Origin of the sequence: Cellulomonas olei (assembly GCF_039548315.1) — a bacterium.
GTDB lineage: Bacteria > Actinomycetota > Actinomycetes > Actinomycetales > Cellulomonadaceae > Cellulomonas.
In genome coordinates this window covers 1-20035 of the sequence record NZ_JBCLVN010000060.1, presented here as the reverse complement: position 1 = coordinate 20035, position 20035 = coordinate 1, and the positions used below count along the sequence as shown (strand labels likewise).

The 20035-nt window shown below is 76.4% G+C and carries 18 protein-coding genes; 6 read left to right on the top strand and 12 right to left on the bottom strand.

Annotated elements, in window-relative coordinates:
* Positions 1-545: 545 nt before the first annotated feature.
* From AAHH18_RS15690 to AAHH18_RS15680, 3 genes are read right to left on the bottom strand one after another with little or no spacing between them, the layout of a single operon-like run.
* The gene (locus tag AAHH18_RS15690) at positions 546-1463 is read right to left on the bottom strand and encodes a cysteine hydrolase family protein (protein ID WP_343302252.1); all 918 of its coding nucleotides are present in this window, start codon (positions 1461-1463) and stop codon (positions 546-548) included.
* Positions 1460-3013 (bottom strand): purine-cytosine permease family protein, encoded by a 1554-nt coding sequence (locus AAHH18_RS15685; protein WP_343302251.1) that lies wholly within the window; start codon positions 3011-3013, stop codon positions 1460-1462. Before AAHH18_RS15685 ends, AAHH18_RS15690 begins: the two co-directional genes overlap by 4 nt.
* Positions 3014-3048: 35 nt before the next feature.
* A complete protein-coding gene (locus AAHH18_RS15680; protein WP_343302250.1) occupies positions 3049-4230 on the bottom strand; it encodes a MalY/PatB family protein in 1182 nt (393 codons plus the stop codon).
* Between the two features lie 156 nt (positions 4231-4386).
* On the opposite strand from AAHH18_RS15680, the gene AAHH18_RS15675 reads away from it, so the two are divergent.
* Positions 4387-5184 carry an exodeoxyribonuclease III gene (locus tag AAHH18_RS15675; protein WP_343302249.1) on the top strand — a complete coding sequence of 266 codons (798 nt, stop codon included), beginning with the start codon at positions 4387-4389 and terminating at the stop codon, positions 5182-5184.
* Between the two features lie 61 nt (positions 5185-5245).
* Here AAHH18_RS15675 and AAHH18_RS15670 read toward each other — a convergent pair whose 3' ends face one another.
* Both AAHH18_RS15670 and AAHH18_RS15665 read right to left on the bottom strand, forming a co-directional pair.
* Positions 5246-6448, bottom strand: coding sequence for a hypothetical protein (locus tag AAHH18_RS15670; RefSeq protein ID WP_343302248.1), 1203 nt, complete (start codon positions 6446-6448; stop codon positions 5246-5248).
* A gap of 91 nt (positions 6449-6539) precedes the next feature.
* On the bottom strand, positions 6540-7841 hold the full coding sequence (locus AAHH18_RS15665) for an MFS transporter (protein WP_283319597.1): 1302 nt from the start codon (positions 7839-7841) through the stop codon (positions 6540-6542).
* Positions 7842-7897: 56 nt separating this feature from the next.
* Here AAHH18_RS15665 and AAHH18_RS15660 point away from each other — a divergent pair, with 56 nt between their 5' ends.
* The gene (locus AAHH18_RS15660; RefSeq protein ID WP_343302247.1) at positions 7898-8464 is read left to right on the top strand and encodes an ArsR/SmtB family transcription factor; all 567 of its coding nucleotides are present in this window, start codon (positions 7898-7900) and stop codon (positions 8462-8464) included.
* A 35-nt stretch (positions 8465-8499) separates the two neighbouring features.
* Here AAHH18_RS15660 and galK read toward each other — a convergent pair whose 3' ends face one another.
* The 6 genes from galK to AAHH18_RS15630 form a co-directional block, all read right to left on the bottom strand.
* Positions 8500-9747, bottom strand: coding sequence for a galactokinase (galK, locus tag AAHH18_RS15655; RefSeq protein WP_343302246.1), 1248 nt, complete (start codon positions 9745-9747; stop codon positions 8500-8502).
* On the bottom strand, positions 9744-10898 hold the full coding sequence (gene galT / locus AAHH18_RS15650; RefSeq protein WP_283321985.1) for a galactose-1-phosphate uridylyltransferase: 1155 nt from the start codon (positions 10896-10898) through the stop codon (positions 9744-9746). The genes galK and galT overlap by 4 nt, the downstream gene beginning before the upstream one ends.
* A 78-nt stretch (positions 10899-10976) precedes the next feature.
* A complete protein-coding gene (locus AAHH18_RS15645; protein ID WP_343302245.1) occupies positions 10977-11801 on the bottom strand; it encodes a DeoR/GlpR family DNA-binding transcription regulator in 825 nt (274 codons plus the stop codon).
* Positions 11802-11862: 61 nt separating this feature from the next.
* Positions 11863-13029, bottom strand: a complete 1167-nt coding sequence (locus AAHH18_RS15640; RefSeq protein WP_283319601.1) for an Mrp/NBP35 family ATP-binding protein — start codon at positions 13027-13029, stop codon at positions 11863-11865.
* 35 nt (positions 13030-13064) lie between these two features.
* Entirely contained in the window at positions 13065-13619 is a 555-nt protein-coding gene (locus AAHH18_RS15635) for a DUF1003 domain-containing protein (protein ID WP_343302244.1), read from the bottom strand.
* Positions 13612-14946: a magnesium transporter MgtE N-terminal domain-containing protein gene (locus tag AAHH18_RS15630; protein ID WP_283319603.1), complete on the bottom strand. Its 1335-nt coding sequence runs from the start codon at positions 14944-14946 to the stop codon at positions 13612-13614. Before AAHH18_RS15630 ends, AAHH18_RS15635 begins: the two co-directional genes overlap by 8 nt.
* Before the next feature lie 65 nt (positions 14947-15011).
* On the opposite strand from AAHH18_RS15630, the gene AAHH18_RS15625 reads away from it, so the two are divergent.
* Positions 15012-15917, top strand: coding sequence for a YflT domain-containing protein (locus AAHH18_RS15625; protein WP_343302243.1), 906 nt, complete (start codon positions 15012-15014; stop codon positions 15915-15917).
* Between the two features lie 54 nt (positions 15918-15971).
* Here the strand turns inward: AAHH18_RS15625 and AAHH18_RS15620 are convergent, their stop codons facing one another.
* Positions 15972-17528: an aminopeptidase P family protein gene (locus AAHH18_RS15620; RefSeq protein ID WP_343302242.1), complete on the bottom strand. Its 1557-nt coding sequence runs from the start codon at positions 17526-17528 to the stop codon at positions 15972-15974.
* Between the two features lie 66 nt (positions 17529-17594).
* On the opposite strand from AAHH18_RS15620, the gene AAHH18_RS15615 reads away from it, so the two are divergent.
* The 3 genes from AAHH18_RS15615 to AAHH18_RS15605 are packed head-to-tail and all read left to right on the top strand — an operon-like array spanning position 17595 to position 19994.
* A complete protein-coding gene (locus AAHH18_RS15615; RefSeq protein WP_343302241.1) occupies positions 17595-18437 on the top strand; it encodes a PHP domain-containing protein in 843 nt (280 codons plus the stop codon).
* Positions 18434-19057: a MarC family protein gene (locus tag AAHH18_RS15610; protein ID WP_283319607.1), complete on the top strand. Its 624-nt coding sequence runs from the start codon at positions 18434-18436 to the stop codon at positions 19055-19057. The genes AAHH18_RS15615 and AAHH18_RS15610 overlap by 4 nt, the downstream gene beginning before the upstream one ends.
* A 55-nt stretch (positions 19058-19112) precedes the next feature.
* Positions 19113-19994 (top strand): oxygenase MpaB family protein, encoded by an 882-nt coding sequence (locus AAHH18_RS15605; RefSeq protein ID WP_283319608.1) that lies wholly within the window; start codon positions 19113-19115, stop codon positions 19992-19994.
* The last annotated feature ends 41 nt before the right edge of the window (positions 19995-20035 follow it).

Below are 20035 nucleotides of genomic sequence, written 5' to 3'. Positions count from 1 at the left end.
GGCCGAGCGCCAGGCCTGACGCCACCGCTCGGACGCCGAGGGCACGCACGACCAGCCCCTCGGACGCCTCCGCGAGGCTTGCGCGGACCGCGCTCACCGAGAGTCCAGGACACGCCCGGTTTCGCGGCTGCGCGCCGGCGTGTCCTGGACTCTCGGCGTGCGCCGGCGCGTGCGGGTGCGCGTGCGCGGGCGACCAGTCCTCCCCGACGCCTTCAGCGACGCTTGCGTGCACCGGGCTCACTGAGAGTGCAGGACATGCCCGGTTTTGCGGTTGCGCGTCGGCGTGTCCTGGACTCTCGGCGTGCGCCGGCGCGTGCGGGTGCGCGTGCGCGGGCGACCAGTCCTCCCCGACGCCTTCAGCGACGCTTGCGTGCACCGGGCTCACTGAGAGTGCAGGACATGCCCGGTTTTGCGGTTGCGCGTCGGCGTGTCCTGGACTCTCGGCGTGTGCGTGTGCGGGTGCGGGTGCGCGTGCGTGGGGTGGGCGCGGGTGCGCGTGGGTGCGCGGGTGTGCGGTGGGGCGGGCCGGGGGGCGGGTCGCGCGGTCAGGCGGACGTCGTCGCGAGGACCGCGCGGGCCGTGGTCGCGTCGATCACGTCGGCCAGCGGGGCGTAGAGCCGGATCGCGTCGAGCGCGCGGGCGTGGGACGCGTCGTCGGCGCCGGCGCACGCCTCGGCGACGACGCGCACCGCCACCCCCGCGTCCGCGGCGGCGAGCGCGGTGGACAGCACGCAGCAGTCGGTGGAGACGCCGGTCAGCAGCATCGTGTCCCCGGGGCCCACGTGGGCCGCGAGGTCGGGGCCCCATTTGCCGAACGTCGTGGCCGTCACGACCGGGGCCCGCGCCGCGAGGTCGGCGAGCTCCGGGACGACCGCGTACGCCGGGGCGTCCTCGGGCTGCAGGGCGAACGGCCAGTCCGCGTAGTAGGCCACCCACGCGCCGGTGGGGTGCTCGGGCGCGACGAACCGCGTGAACACGGTCCGGTCCGCGCCGGCCGCCTCGGCGAGCGACCGCACGACGGGCAGGGCCTCGGCGAACCGCGGCGCGGCCCAGGGGCTGCCCGGGTCGGCGAACACCGGCTGCATGTCGACCACGACCAGCACCGCCCGCCCCGGCGTCGCGCCGGACCCGCCCGTCGGGGCGGGCGCGCCCGGCGAGGTGGTGTCCTGCCCGCCGGGCGACGTGGCGCTGTGCCTGCCGGGCGACGTGGTGTCGCGCCCGCCGGGCGACATGGTGTCGCGCCCGCCGGGCGACATGGTGTCGCGCCCGCCGGGCGACATGGTGTCGCGCCCGCCGGGCGACATGGTGTCGCGCCCGCCGGGCGACATGGTGTCGCGCCCGCCGGGCGACATGGTGTCGCGCCCGCCGGGCGACATGGTGTCGCGCCCGCCGGGCGACGTGGCGTCGTGCCCGCCCGGCGACGTGGCGTCGTCCGCGGCGGCCCGCCCGATCCCGGCCGTCACCGCGCCGCCGCCGAGCCGGAGCCCGCGTCCGCTCCCGCCCCCGACGGCGGCAGCGCCTCCTGCCGGCGCACCGCCCCGCGGCGCAGCAGCAGCGTCCCGGCGAACCCGACCACCAGCGCCACGAGCACGCCGAGGTTCGCGTACGCCCACGCGCCGTCCTTGCCACCGAGACCCACCGCGCCCAGCAGGTAGCCCTGCCAGGACAGCCACGCCGCGGACGCGTTGGTGACGAGCCCCCAGCCGAGCACGGTGCCGGCCGCGAGCAGGGTCAGCGGCGCGCCGGCGGCCCGGCCGTAGCGGCCGCGCGGGTCGTACAGGTCGAGGTCGTCGTAGTCGCGGCGGCGCAGCAGGACGTCGGCGAGCATGATCCCGGCCCAGGCGGCGACGGGGACGCCGAGCGTGATGAGGAAGCCCTGGAAGACCCCGAAGAACGTGTCCGAGCCGAACACGATGTAGACCGTGCCGAGCACCATGATGACGCCGTCGATGCCGGCCGCGACGGGCCGGGACACGGGAAGCCCGGTGGACACCAGCGCGAGGCCGGAGGAGTAGATGTCGAGCACGGCCCCGCCGACGAGGCCGAGCACCGCCACCACCGCGAACGGCACCAGGTACCAGGTCGGCAGGATCGTGGTGAGCGCGCCGATCGGGTCGGCGGAGATCGCCGTCCGCAGCTCCGGGTCGGAGCCCGCGAGCAGCAGGCCGAACACCAGCAGGACCACCGGGGCGAGCGAGGCCCCGAACGTGGTCCACCCGACGACGCCGCGGCCGGACGTGTGCCGGGGCAGGTACCGCGAGTAGTCGGCGGCCATGTTGACCCAGCCCAGCCCGAACCCGGTCATCATGAACACGAGCGCGCCGATGAACGCCTGGGCGCTCCCCGCGGGCAGGGCGGTGACCGCGGCGGTGTCGACGTGGTCCAGCACCAGCAGCACGTAGCCGACCGTGAGCACGGCGGTGACGACCGTGATGACGGTCTGCATCCGCATGATGAGGTCGAAGCCGAACACCCCGCCCGCGATGATGAGCGCCGCCACGACGACGAGGGCCACCACCTGCACGCCGCTGCCGCCGCCCCAGCCGAGCGCCTCGACGACGGTGGCCGTGGCCAGCGTCGCGAGCGCGGTGAGGATCGTCTCCCAGCCGACCGTGAGCAGCCAGGACAGCACCGCTGCGACCCGGTTGCCCTGGACGCCGAGCGCCGCCCGCGACAGCACCATGGTGGGGGCGGACCCGCGCTTGCCGGCCAGGGCGACGACGCCGCACAGCAGGAACGAGAACACGATGCCGACGACGCTCGCGACGAGCGCCTGCGTGAAGGACACGCCGAAGTCGAGCACCCAGGCGCCGTAGGACAGGCCGAGCACGGAGACGTTCGCCGCGAACCACGGCCAGAACAGCTGGCGCGGGGTCCCCTTGCGGTCCGCGTCGGCGATGATGTCGACGCCGGCCGACTCCACGGTCAGGGCGCTCCCGGCGGGGGCCGGGCCGGAGGGGACGACACCGGGCACCGCGTCGTGCGCGGGACCGGCCGGGTGGGGGACGGACATCGGGCCTCCTCGGGCCTCGGGGGTGCGGTGCGGGGTCAGGCGGGCGGCGGGACGGACGCGGCGAGCAGCGCCACGGTCTCCCGCAGCACCGGGCGCGGCGTGGCGAGCGTGCTGCGGGCGAACCCGCGGCCGGCCCGCCCGCACGCGGGGCCGTCGGTCAGCGCCACGCCGCCGCGGGCGAAGTGCCGTCCGGGGTGGTCACCGATGCCGAGGCCGCGGCAGTCGAGCCAGGCCAGGTAGGTGCCCTCCGGCGGGGTGTAGCGGACGGCGGGGAGCTGCTCGGCCAGCAGGTCGGCGAGCAGCAGCCGGTTGCCGTCGAGGTACTCCAGGAGGCCGTCGAGCCACGGGCCGCCGTCGGTGTACGCGGCGGTGCTCGCCAGGACCCCGGGGGTCGACGCGCCGTGCTCGTACTCCTCGCCGACCTCCCGCCAGCGGGCGGCGTCCGCGTCGGACCCGAGCACCACCTGGGCGCACTTCAGGCCGGGGATGTTCCACGCCTTCGACGCCGACGTCGCGGTGACCGCGTGGGCCGCGGCGACCGGGTCGACCGAGGCGTACGGCACGTGCCGCCGGCCGGGGTAGACGAGCGGCGCGTGGATCTCGTCCGCGAACACCCGGGCGCCGTGCGCGTCGGCCACGCGCGCGAGGCCGAGCAGCTCCTCGCGGTCCAGCACCCGGCCGGTCGGGTTGTGCGGGTTGCAGAGCACGAGCAGGCCGCCGCCGTCGGCGAGCGCCCGCCCGATCGCGTCCAGGTCGTGCACGAGCCGGTCGCCGTCCGGCACGAGCGGGACCTCGACGACCCGTCGCCCGAGGGTCGCGGGCACGGTGAGGAACGGCATGTACGCGGGGGTCGGCAGGACGATGGTCGACCCGGGCGCGGTGAGGTGCCGGACGGTGGCCCGGAACGCCGCCATGACGTCGCCGACGGGGCGCACGCGCGCGGGGTCGGGCTGCCAGCCGTACCGGTCGGCGGACCACCCGGCGTAAGCCTCCGCGAGGTCGTCGGCGAGCGCGGGCGGCAGGTAGCCGAACCGCTCGCGCTCGACGGCCTCCCGCAGCGCCTCCCGGACGGCCGGCGCGGTTCCCAGGTCGGACTCGGCGACGAACGCCCCGATGCTGTCCGGGAACAGCGACCACTTGAGGCCGCCGGCCGCGCGCAGGTCCGCCACCGTGCGGCGGTCCACGGCGGGGTCGAGGCCGGTGCGTGCGCTGTCCATCGTCCGTCCCCTCGGGTGGTTGCGGAGGTCCCGGGCCATCCCACCACCGCGCGGCCGGGCCCACCAGGGACGAGGCGCCGGACGAGACGAACGCGACACCCGCGCGACCCCGCGCGGCCGGCGGGCGTGTCGGTGGCATGGGGTTGGATGGTCCGCGTGCTGACGGTAGCGACTGCGAACGTGAACGGGATCCGGGCCGCCTTCAAGCGGGGGATGGGCGACTGGCTGGCCACCCGCCGGCCGGACGTGCTGCTGCTGCAGGAGGTGCGCGCGTCGGACGAGATCCTCGCCGACCACCTGGCCGCGGACGGCTGGGACCTGGCGCACGAGGCCAGCGAGACGAAGGGCCGGGCGGGCGTCGCGATCGCGTCCCGGCTGCCGATGAGCGCCGTGCGGATCGGCATCGGCACGGGCGTGCCGGCGGACTCGGGGCGCTGGGTGGAGGCCGACCTCGAGCTGCCCGGGGGCGGCCTGCTCACCGTCGTGTCCGCCTACGTCCACTCCGGCCAGGCCGGGACGCCGAAGATGGACGAGAAGTTCGCCTTCCTCGACGTCATGACCAAGCGCCTCGCGGAGCTCGCGGGCGGGGAGCACGAAGCGGTCGTCGCCGGGGACCTCAACATCGCCCACCGCGAGGTGGACATCAAGAACTGGCGCGGCAACCGCAAGGCCGCCGGGTTCCTCCCGGAGGAGCGGGCGTACCTCGACGTGTGGTTCGACGAGCAGGGCTGGCGGGACCTGGGCCGGGAGCACGGTGGTGAGGGCCCGGGGCCGTACACGTGGTGGTCGTGGCGCGGGCAGGCGTTCGACAACGACTCCGGCTGGCGGATCGACTACCAGCTCGCGACGCCGGGGCTGGCGGACCGCGTGCGGTCGGTGGAGATCGACCGCGCCGCGACGTACGACGCACGGTTCAGCGACCACGCGCCGGTGGTCGTCGCCTACGACCTCTGAGCGGCCCGCGGGGACGGCCCGTCGCGGCGGCGGGCGCACCGCGCGACCGGCCGGCCCGGGCTCAGCCCGCCTGCTCGGGCGTCCAGGTCGCCGACGCCGAGCCGGGGACGCCGCCGCGCATCTCGGTGATCGTCCCGGACGCGTCGGCCGTGAGGAAGGCGTCGTCGTAGTCGTCGCCGACGGTCACGACGAGCTCGAGCGCCGCGCCCTCGTCGGTGGTCGACCGCCGGACGCTGACCGTCGGGCCGTCCTCGTCGTCGATGCCGGTGAGCTCCGCGGCCCGGCCGGTCAGGGACTCGACCACCGACCAGTCGACCTGCGTGACGTCGAACAGCTCGTCGGGGAGCTCCGCGGGGTCCGGCTGGATGGTCGCGGCACCGTCGCGCGAGGCGCGGCCGTCGCGCCACACGAACCGGTCGGTCGTCTGCGCCCCGGGGGACGTGAGCGCCTCGGCCACCACGTACGTCTGGAACAGGACGAGGTCGGTGAACTGCGCGCCGTCGGCCTCCGCGAGCAGGTCGTCGACGACCTGCTGCGTGCGGTCCGCCGGGAAGATGCTCGCGGCCTCGGCCCGCTCCCGCTCCCGCTGCGCGACGGCGTCGCTGAGCGAGGAGCCGTCCAGGAGCGCGGTCACGACGGAGCGCTCGGGCCACGCGCGACCGACGAAGCCGGCGAGGAACGCGAGCACGAGCAGCACGGCGGGGATGCGCAGCATGCCCCGGCCGTCGCGGCCGCGGGCCGGCGCGGCCTCCCACACCGGCGCCTCGGGCAGCCGGGCGACGGTGGTGTCCCGTTCCGCGGCCTCCTGCCACTCGGCGGGGGCGGGGTCGAGCAGGACGACGTCCGGCCGGTCGGCGTGCAGCTGGGCGACCACGACCACCGCCCCGCTCTGCAGCGACGGCAGCGTGCCGAGGTTCACCAGCGCGCGGGTCGTCGTGGTGTAGGCGGGGCGGGTGCGGGAGGCGACGACCAGGCGGATGTCGCACAGCGGCTGGTCGTTGACGGTGGTGCCGGTGGCCCGGGTGCTGAGCACCCGGGCGAGGGAGATGCGGTTCTCCCGCCCGGCGGCCTCGACGTCGGCCGGGCGCGCGGCGTGGACCCCGGCCATCGACGTCCCGATGCCCACGACCGCCAGCAGGAGCGCGCTGACGACGGCCGCCACGGGCAGCAGCCACGGCATCCCCCCGTCCCCCGCGCCGATCGCCATCAGGACGACGGAGGAGGCGAGGACACCGGACGCGGCAGCGAGGATCAGGCGGAGCACGCCCGACATGGTGCACCGGCCCGTGGAGGGCGGCAAGCCGTCCGGCGTGTCGCTGACGTGCAGGAACGTGGTCTCGGGCCCTCGCGGCGGGTCAGTCCGGTGCCGGCGCGCCGGGCAGCTCGCGCATCCGCAGCAGGGGCGACAGCAGGACCGGGAGGGCGGCGACGAGGGTGCCGGCGGCCCCCACCCAGAGCGCGGGCACGACGCCCCACGTGTGCCCGAGCCAGCCTCCCAGCAGGCCGCCGAGCGGGCTCGTGCCCCAGACGATGAAGCGCACGGACGCGTTCATGCGCCCGAGCAGCAGCGGCGGGCAGACGCGCTGCCGGAAGCTCACCTGCGCGACGTTGTAGACGACCACCGCGAACGACAGCAGCCCGCCGGCGGCGACGAGCACCGCCTGGGGCGGCAGGGGCAGTGCGGCGGCGAGCGGGGCGAGCGCGGTCGCGGGGGCGAACGCCAGGGCGGCGAGCGGGATGACCCGGCCCTCGCCGACCCACCGGACCAGGCGGTCGGAGGCCACGGCGCCGAGCAGGCCGCCCACGGCGGACGCGGACAGCACGGTGCCGTACGCGGCCTCGTCGAGCCCGAGGTCGCGCAGGGCGTACAGCACGAGCAGCGACCCGGAGACCGCGCCGAACAGGTTGCCCAGCGCGGTGCACGCGACGATGCGGCGCAGCAGCGGCTGCCGCAGGACGAAGCCCAGCCCCTCGGCGATCTCCGCCCGCAGGGGCCGGCGGTGCTCCGGGGAGGGGAGCGTCTCGACCTGCCGGATGCGCCCCACGGCGAACGCCGAGACCAGGTACGTCACGGCGTTGACGGCGATGAGCAGCGGTGCGGCGACGACCCGCAGCAGGGCGCCGCCGACCGCCGGGGCGGCGACCTGCGCCACCGACTGGGTGGCCTGGAGCTTGGCGTTGCCCTCGCCGACGTGCGCCAGACCGACCAGTCCCGGGACGTACGACTGGTGCGCGACGTCGAAGAACACGGTGGCGGCGCTGATGACGAGCGCGCCCGCGTACAGGGTCGCCATCGAGGCGTGCCCGGTGAGCGCCAGCGCGACGACGACCGCGAGCGTGGCGGCCCGCACCAGGTCCGCGACGATCAGCACGCGCCGCTTGCGCATCCGGTCGACCCAGGCGCCCGTCGGGAGGCCGATGACGAGGAACGCGGCGGTCTCCGCCGCGGTGAGCAGCCCCATCTGCCACTCGCTGGCGCCGAGCTCGCGCACGGCGAGGACGGGCAGCGCGAGGGCCGTCAGCTGCGCCCCGAGCTGGCCGAGGGCGTCGCCCACCCAGAGCCGGCGGAAGTCCGCGTGCCGCACGAGCGACCGGTGGGGCGGGGCCTCGACGGCGGGCGCGGGGCCGGGGGCGCCGGCGGGTCCGGGGGAGGTCATGCCGCCAGCATGGCGCCACTGATTGGGATAAGTCAATCAGTGGGTAGGATCGAGCCATGCCCGACGACCGCACGGCCGAGCTCGACGCCGACGCGCGCGCGCTCGCCTCCACGGTGCGCCTGCGCATCCTGCGCCTGTGCCTCGACGAGTCGCTCACCAACCGGGAGATCGCGGAGCGTCTGGGGCGCAACCCCGCGACCGTGCTGCACCACGTCCGGACCCTCGTCGACCGCGGCTTCCTCGCCGCCGAGCCCGTCCGCCGCGGCGCCCGCGGGTCGCGGGAGGTGCCCTACCGGGCGACCGGCCGGTCGTGGCACGCCCCGGAGTTCCCCGGCATGTGGCAGGTCATGGTCAGCACGTTCCTGGAGGAGCTGCACGAGGCCGACCCCGCGACCGTCCGGATGACGCGGCTCGGGGTGCGGCTCAGCGCCGAGGAGCACGCGGAGCTGCTGGAGCGCGTCGACGGGTTCCTCGAGGAGCTGGCCGCCCGGCGCCCGACGCCCGGCGGGCGGCCGTACTCGCTGCTGTTCGCGCTGCACGAGGACGCCGCACGGGTGGCGGGCCGGGCGACGCAGGAGCCCCCGGCGGCGGGGACGGCGGCCTCCGCCGCGGCCGGGGGCTGAGCGGGCGGGGGCTGAGCGGGCAGGGGAGCGGCGCGTCAGGCGGCCGGGCCGCTCGCCGTCGCGACGAGGAACGCGGGAGCGTGCAGCCCGGCGTCCGCGAACGCTCCCGCCACCGCCGCCGCCACGTCGTCCACCGCGTCGGCGGCCACGAGCGCGATCGCCGACCCGCCGAACCCGCCGCCGGTCATGCGGGCCCCGAGGGCCCCCGCGTCGCGGGCGGACTCCACGGCGAGGTCGAGCTCCCGGCACGACACCTCGTAGTCGTCGCGCAGCGAGGTGTGCGACGCGTCCATGACCGGGCCGACCTCGGCGACGCGGCCGGCGTCGAGCAGGGACACGAACTCCTCGACCCGCGCGATCTCCGTGACCACGTGCCGCACCCGGCGCACCAGCACCTCGGCGTCGTCCGAGCCCTCGCCGACGGGGCCGGTGCCGTGCGCGAGCGTCGCCAGCGCGTCCCCGAGCCCGTCCGGGGTGATCTCGCGCAGCGTCGGGACGCCGAGCACGGCGGCCGCCTGCTCGCACGCGGCGCGGCGGGCGGCGTACTGCCCGTCGACCAGGGCGTGCTCCGCCTTGGTGTCGATGACGAGCAGCGCGAGGCCGTGCGCGGCGAGGTCGAACGGCACGTGCCGGACGGCGCCGTCCCGGCAGTCGAGCAGCAGCGCGTGCCCGTCGCGCGCCCGCAGCGACACGGACTGGTCCATGCCGCCGGTCATCGCGCCGGCGATCTCGTTCTCGGCGCGGATGCACGCCCGGGCGAGCGCGGTCCGCCCGGCGTCGTCCGGCCGCGCGAGCGACCCCGCGAGGCCGAGCGCGAAGACGGCGTCGAGCGCGACCGCGGCCGAGCACTCCAGGGCGGCGGACGACGACAGCCCGGCGCCGTACGGCACGCAGGAGTCCACGGCGATGTCGAACCCGCCGACGTCCTGGCCGGCCTGGCGCAGCGCCCACGCGACCCCGGCGACGTAGGCGGGCCAGCCGTCGACGGTGCCGGGGGCCACGTCGTCCAGCGTGACCTCGCGGACGTCGGCCGACTCCTGCGCGGACACCAGCCGCACCGTGCCGGCGTCCGTGCGGCGCACCGCCACGTAGGTGCGGTGGGGGAGCGCGAACGGCAGGCACAGGCCGCCGTTGTAGTCCGTGTGCTCGCCGATGAGGTTCACGCGGCCGGGCGCCGACCACGTCCCGTCCGGCTCGTCGCCGAACGCCTCGGTGAACAGCGCCCGCACCCGCTCGGCGCCGTCCGCGGGCTCCCAGGAGGGCACCTGCACCGCGGCGGTCACCGGGCCACCTCCTGCAGGCGGGCGGCGATCCGCTCGGGCGTCGTGTCGCTGATCCAGGCGGCCATGGCCGACTCCACTCCTGCGAGGTACTTGAGCTTGCCCGGCGCGCGCAGCACCGAGAACACCTGCAGGTGCAGGCGGGACAGGTCGCGGCCCTCGCGCACGGGGGCCTGGTGCCAGCCGGAGATGTACGGCAGCGCGATCGGGCTCCCGTCGTCCGGGTCGACGAAGAACAGGTCGAGCCGCCGCAGCAGCTCCAGGTAGGTCACCGCCAGGTCGTCGCGCTCGGCGTCCGTCAGGGCCGGCAGGTCGGGCACGTCCCGGCGCGGGGCCAGGTGCACCTCGACGGGCCACCGCGCCGCGAACGGCACGTACGCCACCCAGTGCTCGGACTCCAGCACGACGCGGGTGCCGTGCCGCAGCTCCGCGTCCAGCACGTCGCGGCCGAGCAGGCCGCCGGTGCGCTCCGCGTGCACGCGCGCCTGCTCGAGCATCGCCCGGGTGCGCGGGGTGAGGTACGGGAAGGCGTAGATCTGCCCGTGCGGGTGGTGCAGCGTGACGCCGATCTCCTTGCCGCGGTTCTCGAACGCGAACACCTGCTCGATGCCGGGCAGCGCGCCGAGCGCGCGGGTGCGGTCCGCCCACGCCTCGACGACGGTGCGCATCCGCCGCGGCGACACCGTGCGCAGCGACGCCGTGGGGTCCGAGGAGAAGCAGATGACCTCGCAGCGACCGGCGGCGGGGCGGGTGGGCCACAGCTCCTCGCCGTCCGCCCGGGTCACGACGTCCGGGACGCCGGGGACCGCCATCAGCGACGGGAACCGGTTCTCGAAGACGACCACGTCGTAGTCCGTGTCCGGCACCTCGCCGTCCTGGTACGCCGCGCCGGGCCGCGCCGGGGCCAGCGGGTTCGCGTCGGCCGGCGGCAGGAACGTCCGGTTCATGCGGTGAGCCGCCATGGGGATCCAGTCCCCGGTGAGCGGGTCGCGGCGCAGCTCCGGGCCGGTCACCGGCCGCGCCACCCCGTCGGGGCCGACGACGGGCGCGAACCGGTCCGGCAGGGGCCGCGGGTCGTCGAGCCGGCGCGTGGCCGCCCCGGAGACGTACGGCTCCGAGTCGTCGAAGTAGAGCAGCTCCCGCCCGTCCGCCATCGACGTGCGGGTGCGGCGGACGCCCGGCGTCAGCAGGTCGGTGTCCACGGTCGGCGCGGGGTCGGTCACGGTCACGCGTCAGGTCTCCTTCGACGGGGCGGGGGTCGGCACGAGCAGGGTGCAGCCGGTGTCCGCGAGGACGGCGCGGGCGGGGCCCGGCAGGGCGTCGTCGCTGACCAGCACGTCCACCTCGGTGAGCGGGGCGATCCGCGCGAGCCCGACGACGCCCCACTTGGTGTGGTCGGCGAGCACGGTGACGGCGGCGGCGCACCGCAGCAGCGCCCGGTCGGTGGCGGCCTCGGCGAGGTTCGGCGTCATGAGCCCGGACTCGTCGAGGCCGTGCACGCCGAGGAACAGGCGGTCCACCCGCAGGGTCGACAGCGCCGCGTCGGCGACGGGGCCGACGAGCGCGTCCGACGGGGTGCGGCTGCCGCCGGTGAGGATCACGTCGAGCGGCCCGGCGCCCGGGGCGGCCCGGTGGAGCGTCTGCGCGACGGGCAGGGAGTTCGTCACGACCGTCAGGGGCCGCAGGGCGGCGTCGGCGGCGAGGCGCTCCGCCAGCAGGTGCGTGGTGGTCCCCGCCGAGAGCGCGACGGCCTGGCCGGGCTCGACCGTCCGGGCGGCGAGCCGGGCGATCGCCTCCTTCTCGGCGGTGGCCCAGCCGGACTTCGCCTCGAAGCCCGGCTCGTCGGTGGGGCGGCCGGCGCCGTCCGGGGCGACGGCGCCGCCGTGCACCCGGCGGACCAGGCCGGCGCGGTCGAGCTCGGTGATGTCGCGGCGGACCGTCATCTCGGAGACGTCGAGGCTCTCCACGAGGTCCGCCACGCGGACGGCGCCGTGGGCGCGCACCTCCGCGACGATGCGGTCCTGTCGTTGGCTGGCGAGCACGGCGACAGTATCCACCAGATCCGCACACGAACCAACAGCCCCGCGCACGTGCGCGGGTCCGGCGGGCGCGTCGGTGCTACCGCCCGACCGGGGTCAGCCCGAGCGAGCGCCCCGCGAGCCCCCGGGAGCGCGCCGTGAGCGAGCGCGCGACGCCCCGCAGCGCCACGGCGGCGGGGGAGTCCGGGGCCGTCAGCACGACGGGCGTGCCGCCGTCGCCGGCCTCGCGCAGCCGCACGTCGAGCGGGACCTGACCCAGCACCGGCACGGTCCCGCCCGTGGAGCGCGACAGCCCCTCGGCGACGCGCGCGCCGCCGCCGGCGCCGAACAGCTCCAGCCGCGACCCGTCCGGCTGCTCCAGCCATGCCATGTTCTCCACGACGCCGACCACGCCCTGGCGGGTCTGGGTCGCGATGGAGCCGGCCCGCTCCGCGACCTCGGCCGCGGCGGGCTGCGGCGTGGTGACCACGACGAGCTCCGAGCCCGGCAGGAGCTGCGCCACGGAGATCGCGATGTCGCCGGTCCCGGGCGGCAGGTCCAGCAGCAGCACGTCCAGGTCGCCCCAGAACACGTCCGCCAGGAACTGCTGCAGCGCGCGGTGCAGCATCGGCCCCCGCCACACCACCGGCTGGCCCGGGGGGACGAACATGCCGATGGAGATCACCTTGACGTCGTGGGCGATCGGCGGCAGCAGCATCTCGTCCACCCGGGTCGGCGGCTGGGTGACGCCCAGCATCCGGGGGATCGAGAACCCGTAGATGTCGGCGTCCACGACCCCGACCCGCAGCCCGTCGGCGGCCATCGCGACCGCGAGGTTCGCCGTGACCGAGGACTTGCCGACCCCGCCCTTGCCGGAGGCCACCGCGAACACCTTCGTCAGCGAGGTCGGCTTGCTGAACGGGATCACCGGCTCCGGCCCGCCGCGCAGCCGCTCGGTCAGCGCGGCGCGCTGCTCGGGGCTCATGACGCCGAGCGCCATGCGGACGTCCGCGACGCCCTCGACCGCCAGCACGGCGGACGTGACGTCCTTCGTGATCGTGTCCTTCAGCGGGCAGCCGGCCGTGGTCAGGTCGATCCCCACGGTGACGCGGGTGCCGCCCGGGGCCGCCGTGTCGACGTCCACCGAGCGCACCATCCCGAGCTCGGTGACGGGGCGGCGGATCTCGGGGTCGACCACCCGCGTCAGCGCCTCGCGCACGGCGGCGGCGACGGCCTCGGGGTCTCGGGTGTCCAGGACGGGTGGCATGCCGTCCATCGTAGGTGCGGCGGGCGGGCGTGCCGTCAGGGCGTCGGGCCGGCGGCGGGCCGGGCGTCCGCCGGCGCGCCCTCCCGGGAGGCCGGCGGGTCGTCCTCGTCCGGGGCCGCCGCGCGGTCCTCGGTCAGGTCCTCCAGCAGGTTGCGCAGCTCCGAGCGGACGAAGTCGCGGGTCGCGACCTCGGACAGCGCGATGCGCAGCGCGGCCATCTCCCGGGCGAGGAACTCGGTGTCCGCGAGGTTCCGCTCGGCGCGCTGCCGGTCCTGCTCGGCCTGCACGCGGTCGCGGTCGGTCTGGCGGTTCTGCGCGAGCAGGATGAGCGGCGCGGAGTACGACGCCTGGAGCGACAGCATGAGCGTCAGGGCGGTGAACCCGTTGCGCGCCGAGTCGAACCGCAGGTCCTCGGGGCCCCACGAGTTCCACACCAGCCACGCGACGCAGAACAGGCTCAGCCACAGCAGGAACCGCGGGGTGCCCATGAACCGGGCGATGCCCTCCGAGACCTTGCCGAAGGCGTCCTCCTGCAGGCGGGGCAGGAGCTGGCGGCGGGAGGCCTTGGGCGTGTCGAGGCGCTCAGGCATGACGGCCTCCCTTCCGTGCCGGGCTCGGACTCGGGCCCCCGGGGACGACGACGGGCACCGCACCGGACGGTGGCTGCACCTCCTCGTCGGTCTCGCGCCAGTCCTCGGGCAGCAGGTGGTCGAGCACGTCGTCGACGCTCACCGCGCCGAGCAGCCGGCGGTCGGCGTCGACCACGGGGATCGCCAGCAGGTCGTAGGTGGCCAGCCGGCGCGTGACGGCCAGCAGCGGGGCGTCGGCGCCGACGGGCTCGATGTCGGTGTCGACCGCCGTGCCGATCGCCTCGTGCGGGGGCTCGCGGAGCAGCCGCTGCAGGTGCACGACGCCGATGAACCGGCCGGTGGGGGTCTCCAGCGGCGGGCGCACGACGAAGACCATCGACGCCAGGGCGGGCGTGAGGTCGCGCCGCCGCACGTGCGCCAGGGCCGAGGCGATCGGGGTCTCCGGCCCCAGGATCACCGGCTCGGTGGTCATGAGACCGCCCGCGGTGTTGTCCTCGTACGCGAGCAGGCGCCGGACGTCACGCGCCTCCTCGGGCTCCATGAGCTCCAGCAGCTCGGCGGCCTGGTCGTCCGGCAGCTCGCCGAGCAGGTCGGCGGCGTCGTCGGGCTGCATCGCCTCGAGGACGTCCGCGGCGCGGGCGCGCTCCAGGCCCGAGAGGATCGCGACCTGGTCGTCCTCGGGCAGCTCCTCGAGCACGTCGGCCAGGCGCTCGTTGTCCATGGCCGCCGCGACCTCGAGCCGCCGGCGCGTGCCGAGGTCGTGCAGCACGTCCGCCAGGTCGGCGGGCTTGAGCTCGTCGTACTGGGCGAGCAGCAGCGCGGCGCCCTGCTGGTCGCTGGTGCGGGCCAGCCCGGTGATCTCCTCGATGTCGAGCAGCTCCGGCTCGCCGCGGCGGCGCAGCAGCCCGGCGCGGCCCGCGCGGTGGCGGCGCACGAACACCTTCGTGACCACCCAGTCGCCGTTGCGCTGCCGCTCGATGGCGAGGTCCTCGACGGTGGCCGCCCCGGAGCCGTCGGCCAGCTGCACCGTGCGGTCGAACAGCTCGCCGACGACGAGGGTCTCGAACGGCCGCTGCTCGAACCGGCGCATGTTGACCAGGCCGGTCGAGATGACCTGGCCGGCGTCGACCGCGGTCACCCGGGTCAGGGGCACGAACACCCGCCGACGGCCCGGGACCTCCACCACCAGGCCGACCGCGCGCGGCGCGCCCTTGGGCCGGAGCAGCACGACGACGTCGCGCACACGCCCGACCTGGTCGCCGATGGGGTCGAAGACGGAGGTCCCGGCGAGCCGCGCGACGAACACCCGGGTCGCGGATCCGCTCACGGGCTCAGAGTAGACGCCGGGTCGGCGGGCGCGCGCCACGACCGCGACCCGGGGCGAGGCTGGGCGTGACCTGGACGTCGGCCATGAAGTGCCTGCGCATCGCCCCGCAGGCCTGGCGGGTCGGGCCCGCGCTGGGCGAGGATGGGCGCATGTCGTTCTCCGGAGCCACCCGCGTCCCCCGCACGCCCACGCTGCCGCAGGGCGAGACGGTCGCGTCCTACGGCACCTACCTCGAGGCGCAGAAGGCGGTCGACCACCTGTCCGACCGGCAGTTCCCGGTCCAGCTCGTCACGATCGTGGGCACCGACCTCAAGATGGTCGAGCGCGTCACCGGGCGGCTGACCTACGCCCGGGTGGCGATGGGCGGGTTCGGCTCCGGCGCGTGGTTCGGCGTCTTCGTCGGCCTGCTCTTCCTGCTCACCAGCAGCAACGCGGGCATCCTGCTGACGTCCGTGCTGGTCGGCGGCGGCTTCGGCCTGCTGTTCTCGGTGATCTTCTACTCGTTCACCGGCGGCAAGCGGGACTTCACCTCGCAGAGCCAGATCGTCGCGTCGCAGTACGCGGTGCTCTGCCAGTCGGAGAAGGCGGCGGACGCGCGGCAGCTGCTCCGCGAGGTCGGCGGCGTGCGCGTCGGCGAGGGCCGGACGCCGGTCCCGCCCGCCGCCCCGTTCGGCGCACCCCCGTCGGACCCGTCGGCGAGCCACCCGGTCCCCGGCCACGCCGGCCCGGTGCCGCCGGTGCCGCCCGCCCCCGGCGCGCCGACCCCGCCCGCGGAGCCGCGGTACGGGCAGTACGCGGCCGGCGCCGGCGCCCCGCCGGCGGAGCCGCGCTACGGCCAGTACGCCCCGCAGCCCCCGACCGCGCAGCCGCCGACCGCGCAGCCGCCCGCCGCGCAGCCCCCGGCGCAGCCCGAGGGCGAGCAGCAGCCGCCGGCACCCGACGTCCCGCCCTCGCGCGGCACGTCGGACTGACGCGACGACGGCCCGGCACCCCCGCGGGGGAGCCGGGCCGTCGTGCGTGCGGGGTCAGCGGCCGAGCAGGCCCGCCATCCACGCCTCGACGTCCTCCGGGCGCCGGGGGAGCGCGGCCGACAGGTTCTCGTTGCCGTCGGCGGTGACCAGCACGTCGTCCTCGATCCGCACGCCGATGCCCCGCAGCTCGGCCGGCACCCGCAGGTCGTCGGACTGGAAGTACAGACCGGGCTCGATCGTGAACACCATGCCGGGCTCGATCACCGCGTCCAGGTACATCTCCCGACGCGCCTGCGCGCAGTCGTGGACGTCCAGACCGAGGTGGTGGCTCGTGCCGTGCACCATCCAGCGGCGGTGCTGCTGGCCCTCCGGGGCGAGCGACTCCGCGGCGGGGACGGGCAGCATGCCCCACTCGTCCAGGCGGGCGGCGATGACCTCCATGGCGGCCGCGTGCACGTCCCGGAACCGGTTGCCGGGCACCGCGACCGCGAAGGCCGCGTCGGCCGCGTCGAGCACCGCCTGGTAGACGCGGCGCTGCGCCTCGGTGAACGTGCCCGTCACCGGCAGCGTGCGCGTCACGTCCGCGGTGTAGAGCGAGTCGACCTCCACGCCGGCGTCGATGAGGACGAGCTCACCCTCGCGCACCCGGCCGTCGTTGTCGGTCCAGTGCAGCGTCGTGGCGTGCGCGCCCGCGGCGGCGATCGTCTCGTAGCCCACGTAGTTGCCCTCGACGCGGGCCTGCGACAGGAACGTGCCCTCGATGACGCGCTCGCCGCGCCGGTGCGCCACGGCCTCCGGCAGCCGCCGCACGACCTGCTCGAACCCGGCGACGGTCGCCGCGACGGCCGCGCGGAGCTCGCCGACCTCGTGCTCGTCCTTGACCAGCCGCAGCTCGGACAGCGCCTCGACCAGGGCGGCGTCCCGCTCGCCCGCGTCCTCGGTGGCCCGGATCTCCTCGACCACGGCCTCGACGGCCTCGTCGACCTCCGGCACCACCAGCAGCCGGATGCCGTCCGTGCCGACGTCCTTCGCGAGGGCGTCCCGCAGCTCGTCGCTGTGCGCGGTGCGGATGCCCGTGACCGTCTGCATGTCCTCGAGGGTCGGGCGCGGGCCCACCCAGAACTCGCCGTAGCGGGAGTCGGAGAAGAACTCCTCGGTGTCCCGGCCGGCGAGCGGGCGCATGTACAGCACGGCGCGGTGCGTCGACCGGGTGCCGTCGGGCAGCTCGTCGCCCTCGCCGTCCGCGGCGGGGTGCAGCACCAGCACCGCGTCCGGCTCCTGCTCCCCGCCCAGGCCCGTGAGGTGGGCGAAGGCCGAGTGGGGGCGGAACCGGTAGTCGGTGTCGTTGGACCGCACCTTGTACGCGCCGGCCGGCACCACGAGGCGCTCGCCGGGGAACTGCGCGGCCAGCCGGGCCCGGCGCGCGGCGGTGAACGGCGCGACGTCCGCGGGCGCCGCGGTGCTCGCGGGGCGCTCCGCCCAGCCGGAGGTCACCCAGTCCAGGAACGCCGCCGAGGACGGGCGCTGGCTGCGGTTCTGGCCGCGGTCGGCGAGCGTCTGCTCCGACGGGGCGGCGGCGGGCGAGGTCTCGGGAGCGGGTTCGGTGGCCATGCCCTCCAGTCTGGCACCGGGCGCCCGGCGCCGGGGACGGCCCCGGGCCGCCGGTAGGCTTCCGCGGTGCGCATCGACCTCCACACCCACTCGACGGCCTCGGACGGCACCGAGCCGCCGGCGGGGGTGGTGGCGTCGGCGGCGGCCGCGGGGCTCGACGTCGTGGCGCTCACCGACCACGACACCACGGCCGGCTGGGCGGAGGCGTCAGGTGCCGCGCGGCGGCACGGGATCGCGCTCGTGCCCGGGACGGAGGTCTCGGCGCTGCGGGGAGGCGTCAGCATCCACCTGCTGTCCTACCTCCAGGACCCCGCGCACCCGGCGCTCGCCGGCGTGGTCGCGCGCACCCGGGAGGCCCGCCTGCACCGCGGGCGGGCGATCGTCGAGCGGCTGTCGCGCGACCTGCCGATCACCTGGGAGGACGTGCTCGCCCAGCAGGCGCCGGGCACGGTCGTCGGCCGCCCGCACATCGCGGACGCGCTCGTCGCGCTCGGGCTGGTGCCCGACCGGAGCGCGGCGTTCGCCGACCTGCTGTCGGCGCGCGGGCGCTACTACGTGCCGTACTACGCCCCCGAGGCCGTCGACGCGGTCGAGGCGGTCCGGGCGTCCGGCGGCGTCCCGGTGTTCGCGCACCCCGGGGCGGACGGCCGCGGGCGGATCGTGGCGGACGCCGTGATCGCCGAGCTCGCCGAGGCCGGGCTGGCGGGGCTCGAGGTGCACCACCGCGACCACACGCCCGAGCAGCGCGCCCGCCTGACGGAGCTCGCCGACCGGCTCGGCCTGCTCGTCACCGGGTCGAGCGACTACCACGGGGCCGGCAAGGACAACCGCCTGGGCGAGAACACCACCGCCCCGGAGGTCCTCGCGGAGATCGAGCGCCAGGGCACGACGCCGGTGGTGCGACCATGAGCACCGTGCTCGACTGGCGACTCCTCTCCGAGGTCTTCATCACCCTGTTCGTCATCATGGACCCGCCCGGGACGGTGCCGATCTTCCTCGGCCTGACCGGGGCGATGACCCGGCAGCAGCGCAACCGCGCCGCCCGGCAGGCGATCCTCGTGGCGTTCGGCGTCATCCTGGTGTTCGCGGTCTTCGGGCAGAGCCTGCTGTCGTACATGCACATCTCGCTGCCCGCCCTGCAGGCGTCCGGCGGCCTGCTGCTGCTCCTCGTCGCGATGGAGCTGCTGACCGGCAAGGCCGAGGAGCCGCAGCCCTCCGGCAACTCCAAGGTGAACGTCGCGCTGGTCCCGCTGGGCACCCCGCTGCTCGCCGGGCCCGGCGCCATCGTCGCGGTGATGGTGTTCGTCCAGCAGTCCGACGGGACGCTCGCCGACTGGCTCGCGATCGCGCTCGGCATCGTGCTGGTGCACGTCTGCCTGTGGCTGGCCATGCGGTTCGCCGGGTTCATCCACCGGCTGCTGGGGGACTCCGGGACCACGCTCGTGACGCGCATCGCGGGGCTGCTGCTGGCCGCCATCGCCGTGCAGCTGGTCGCCGACGCCGTCGTGGCGTTCGTCCAGGCCGCCTGACCCGCAGCCCGGTGCCGCCGTGGCGCCGGGGCGCGCGCCGTACGAGGATCGGCGCGTGACCACCTCCACCACGACCCTGCGGGGCCGGCTCGGCGACGAGCTGTTCGCCCGCGTCGCCGGCCCGCGCGGGGCCCAGGTCCGCGAGCGGATCCACGCGACGCCCGGGCCGCGGTGGTTCGGTCCCGACGACGCGATCCGGCGGGTGCACGCCGACGCGTCGATGTTCGTCGGCGGGCTGACGGCCCTGCTCCTGCAGTCCTGGCACCCGCTGGCGATGGCGGCGGTCGCCGCGCACTCCGGGTACCGGTCCGACCCGTGGGGGCGGCTGCAGCGCACCAGCACCTTCCTGGCCGTGACGACGTTCGGCACCGCCGAGCACGCGCAGCAGGCCGTCGACACCGTCCGCGGCATCCACGACCGCGTCACCGGCACGACGCCCGACGGCCTGCCGTACGCCGCCTCGGACCCGCACCTGCTGCGGTGGGTGCACGTCACCGAGGCCCACGCGTTCCTCACGGCGCACCAGCGGTACGGCGCCCGGCCGCTCGACGCCGCCGGCTGCGACGCGTACGTGGCGCAGGGCGCCCGGGTCGCGCGGGCGCTCGGGGCCACGGACGTGCCCGACACGGTGGCGGGCCTGCGCGCGACGCTCGACGCGTACGTGCCCGAGCTGCGCGGCACGCCCGAGGCGCGGGAGGCCGCGGAGTTCCTGCTCGCGCGGCCGCCGGTCCCCGCCGCCGCGCTCCCGCCGTACCGGGTGCTCTCCGCCGCGGCGATCGGGCTGCTGCCCCGCGCCGCGCGCGCACCGCTCGGCCTGCCCGACCGCGCGTGGCTCGACGCGACGCTCGCCGACGCGGGCGGCCGGCTCGTCACCCGGCTCGTGCGGTGGGCGCTCGCGACGACACCGCCGCCGCCGACGGCCGACGCCGCGCGCTGAGCGGGCGCCACGACGACGCGAGGGCGCCCCGCCGTGCCGGC

What these genes read in the sequence shown, in the direction of transcription:
- AAHH18_RS15610 (WP_283319607.1), top strand. Translation starts at nt 18,434, where the DNA reads ATGAGCACCGTGCTCGACTGGCGACTCCTCTCCGAGGTCTTCATCACC.
- galT (WP_283321985.1), bottom strand. Translation starts at nt 10,898, where the DNA reads ATGGCGGACGGGCGGGAGCTGCTCTACTTCGACGACTCGGAGCCGTAC.
- AAHH18_RS15660 (WP_343302247.1), top strand. Translation starts at nt 7,898, where the DNA reads ATGCCCGACGACCGCACGGCCGAGCTCGACGCCGACGCGCGCGCGCTC.
- AAHH18_RS15665 (WP_283319597.1), bottom strand. Translation starts at nt 7,841, where the DNA reads ATGACCTCCCCCGGACCCGCCGGCGCCCCCGGCCCCGCGCCCGCCGTC.
- AAHH18_RS15640 (WP_283319601.1), bottom strand. Translation starts at nt 13,029, where the DNA reads ATGCCACCCGTCCTGGACACCCGAGACCCCGAGGCCGTCGCCGCCGCC.
- AAHH18_RS15635 (WP_343302244.1), bottom strand. Translation starts at nt 13,619, where the DNA reads ATGCCTGAGCGCCTCGACACGCCCAAGGCCTCCCGCCGCCAGCTCCTG.
- AAHH18_RS15620 (WP_343302242.1), bottom strand. Translation starts at nt 17,528, where the DNA reads ATGGCCACCGAACCCGCTCCCGAGACCTCGCCCGCCGCCGCCCCGTCG.
- AAHH18_RS15680 (WP_343302250.1), bottom strand. Translation starts at nt 4,230, where the DNA reads ATGGACAGCGCACGCACCGGCCTCGACCCCGCCGTGGACCGCCGCACG.
- AAHH18_RS15685 (WP_343302251.1), bottom strand. Translation starts at nt 3,013, where the DNA reads ATGTCCGTCCCCCACCCGGCCGGTCCCGCGCACGACGCGGTGCCCGGT.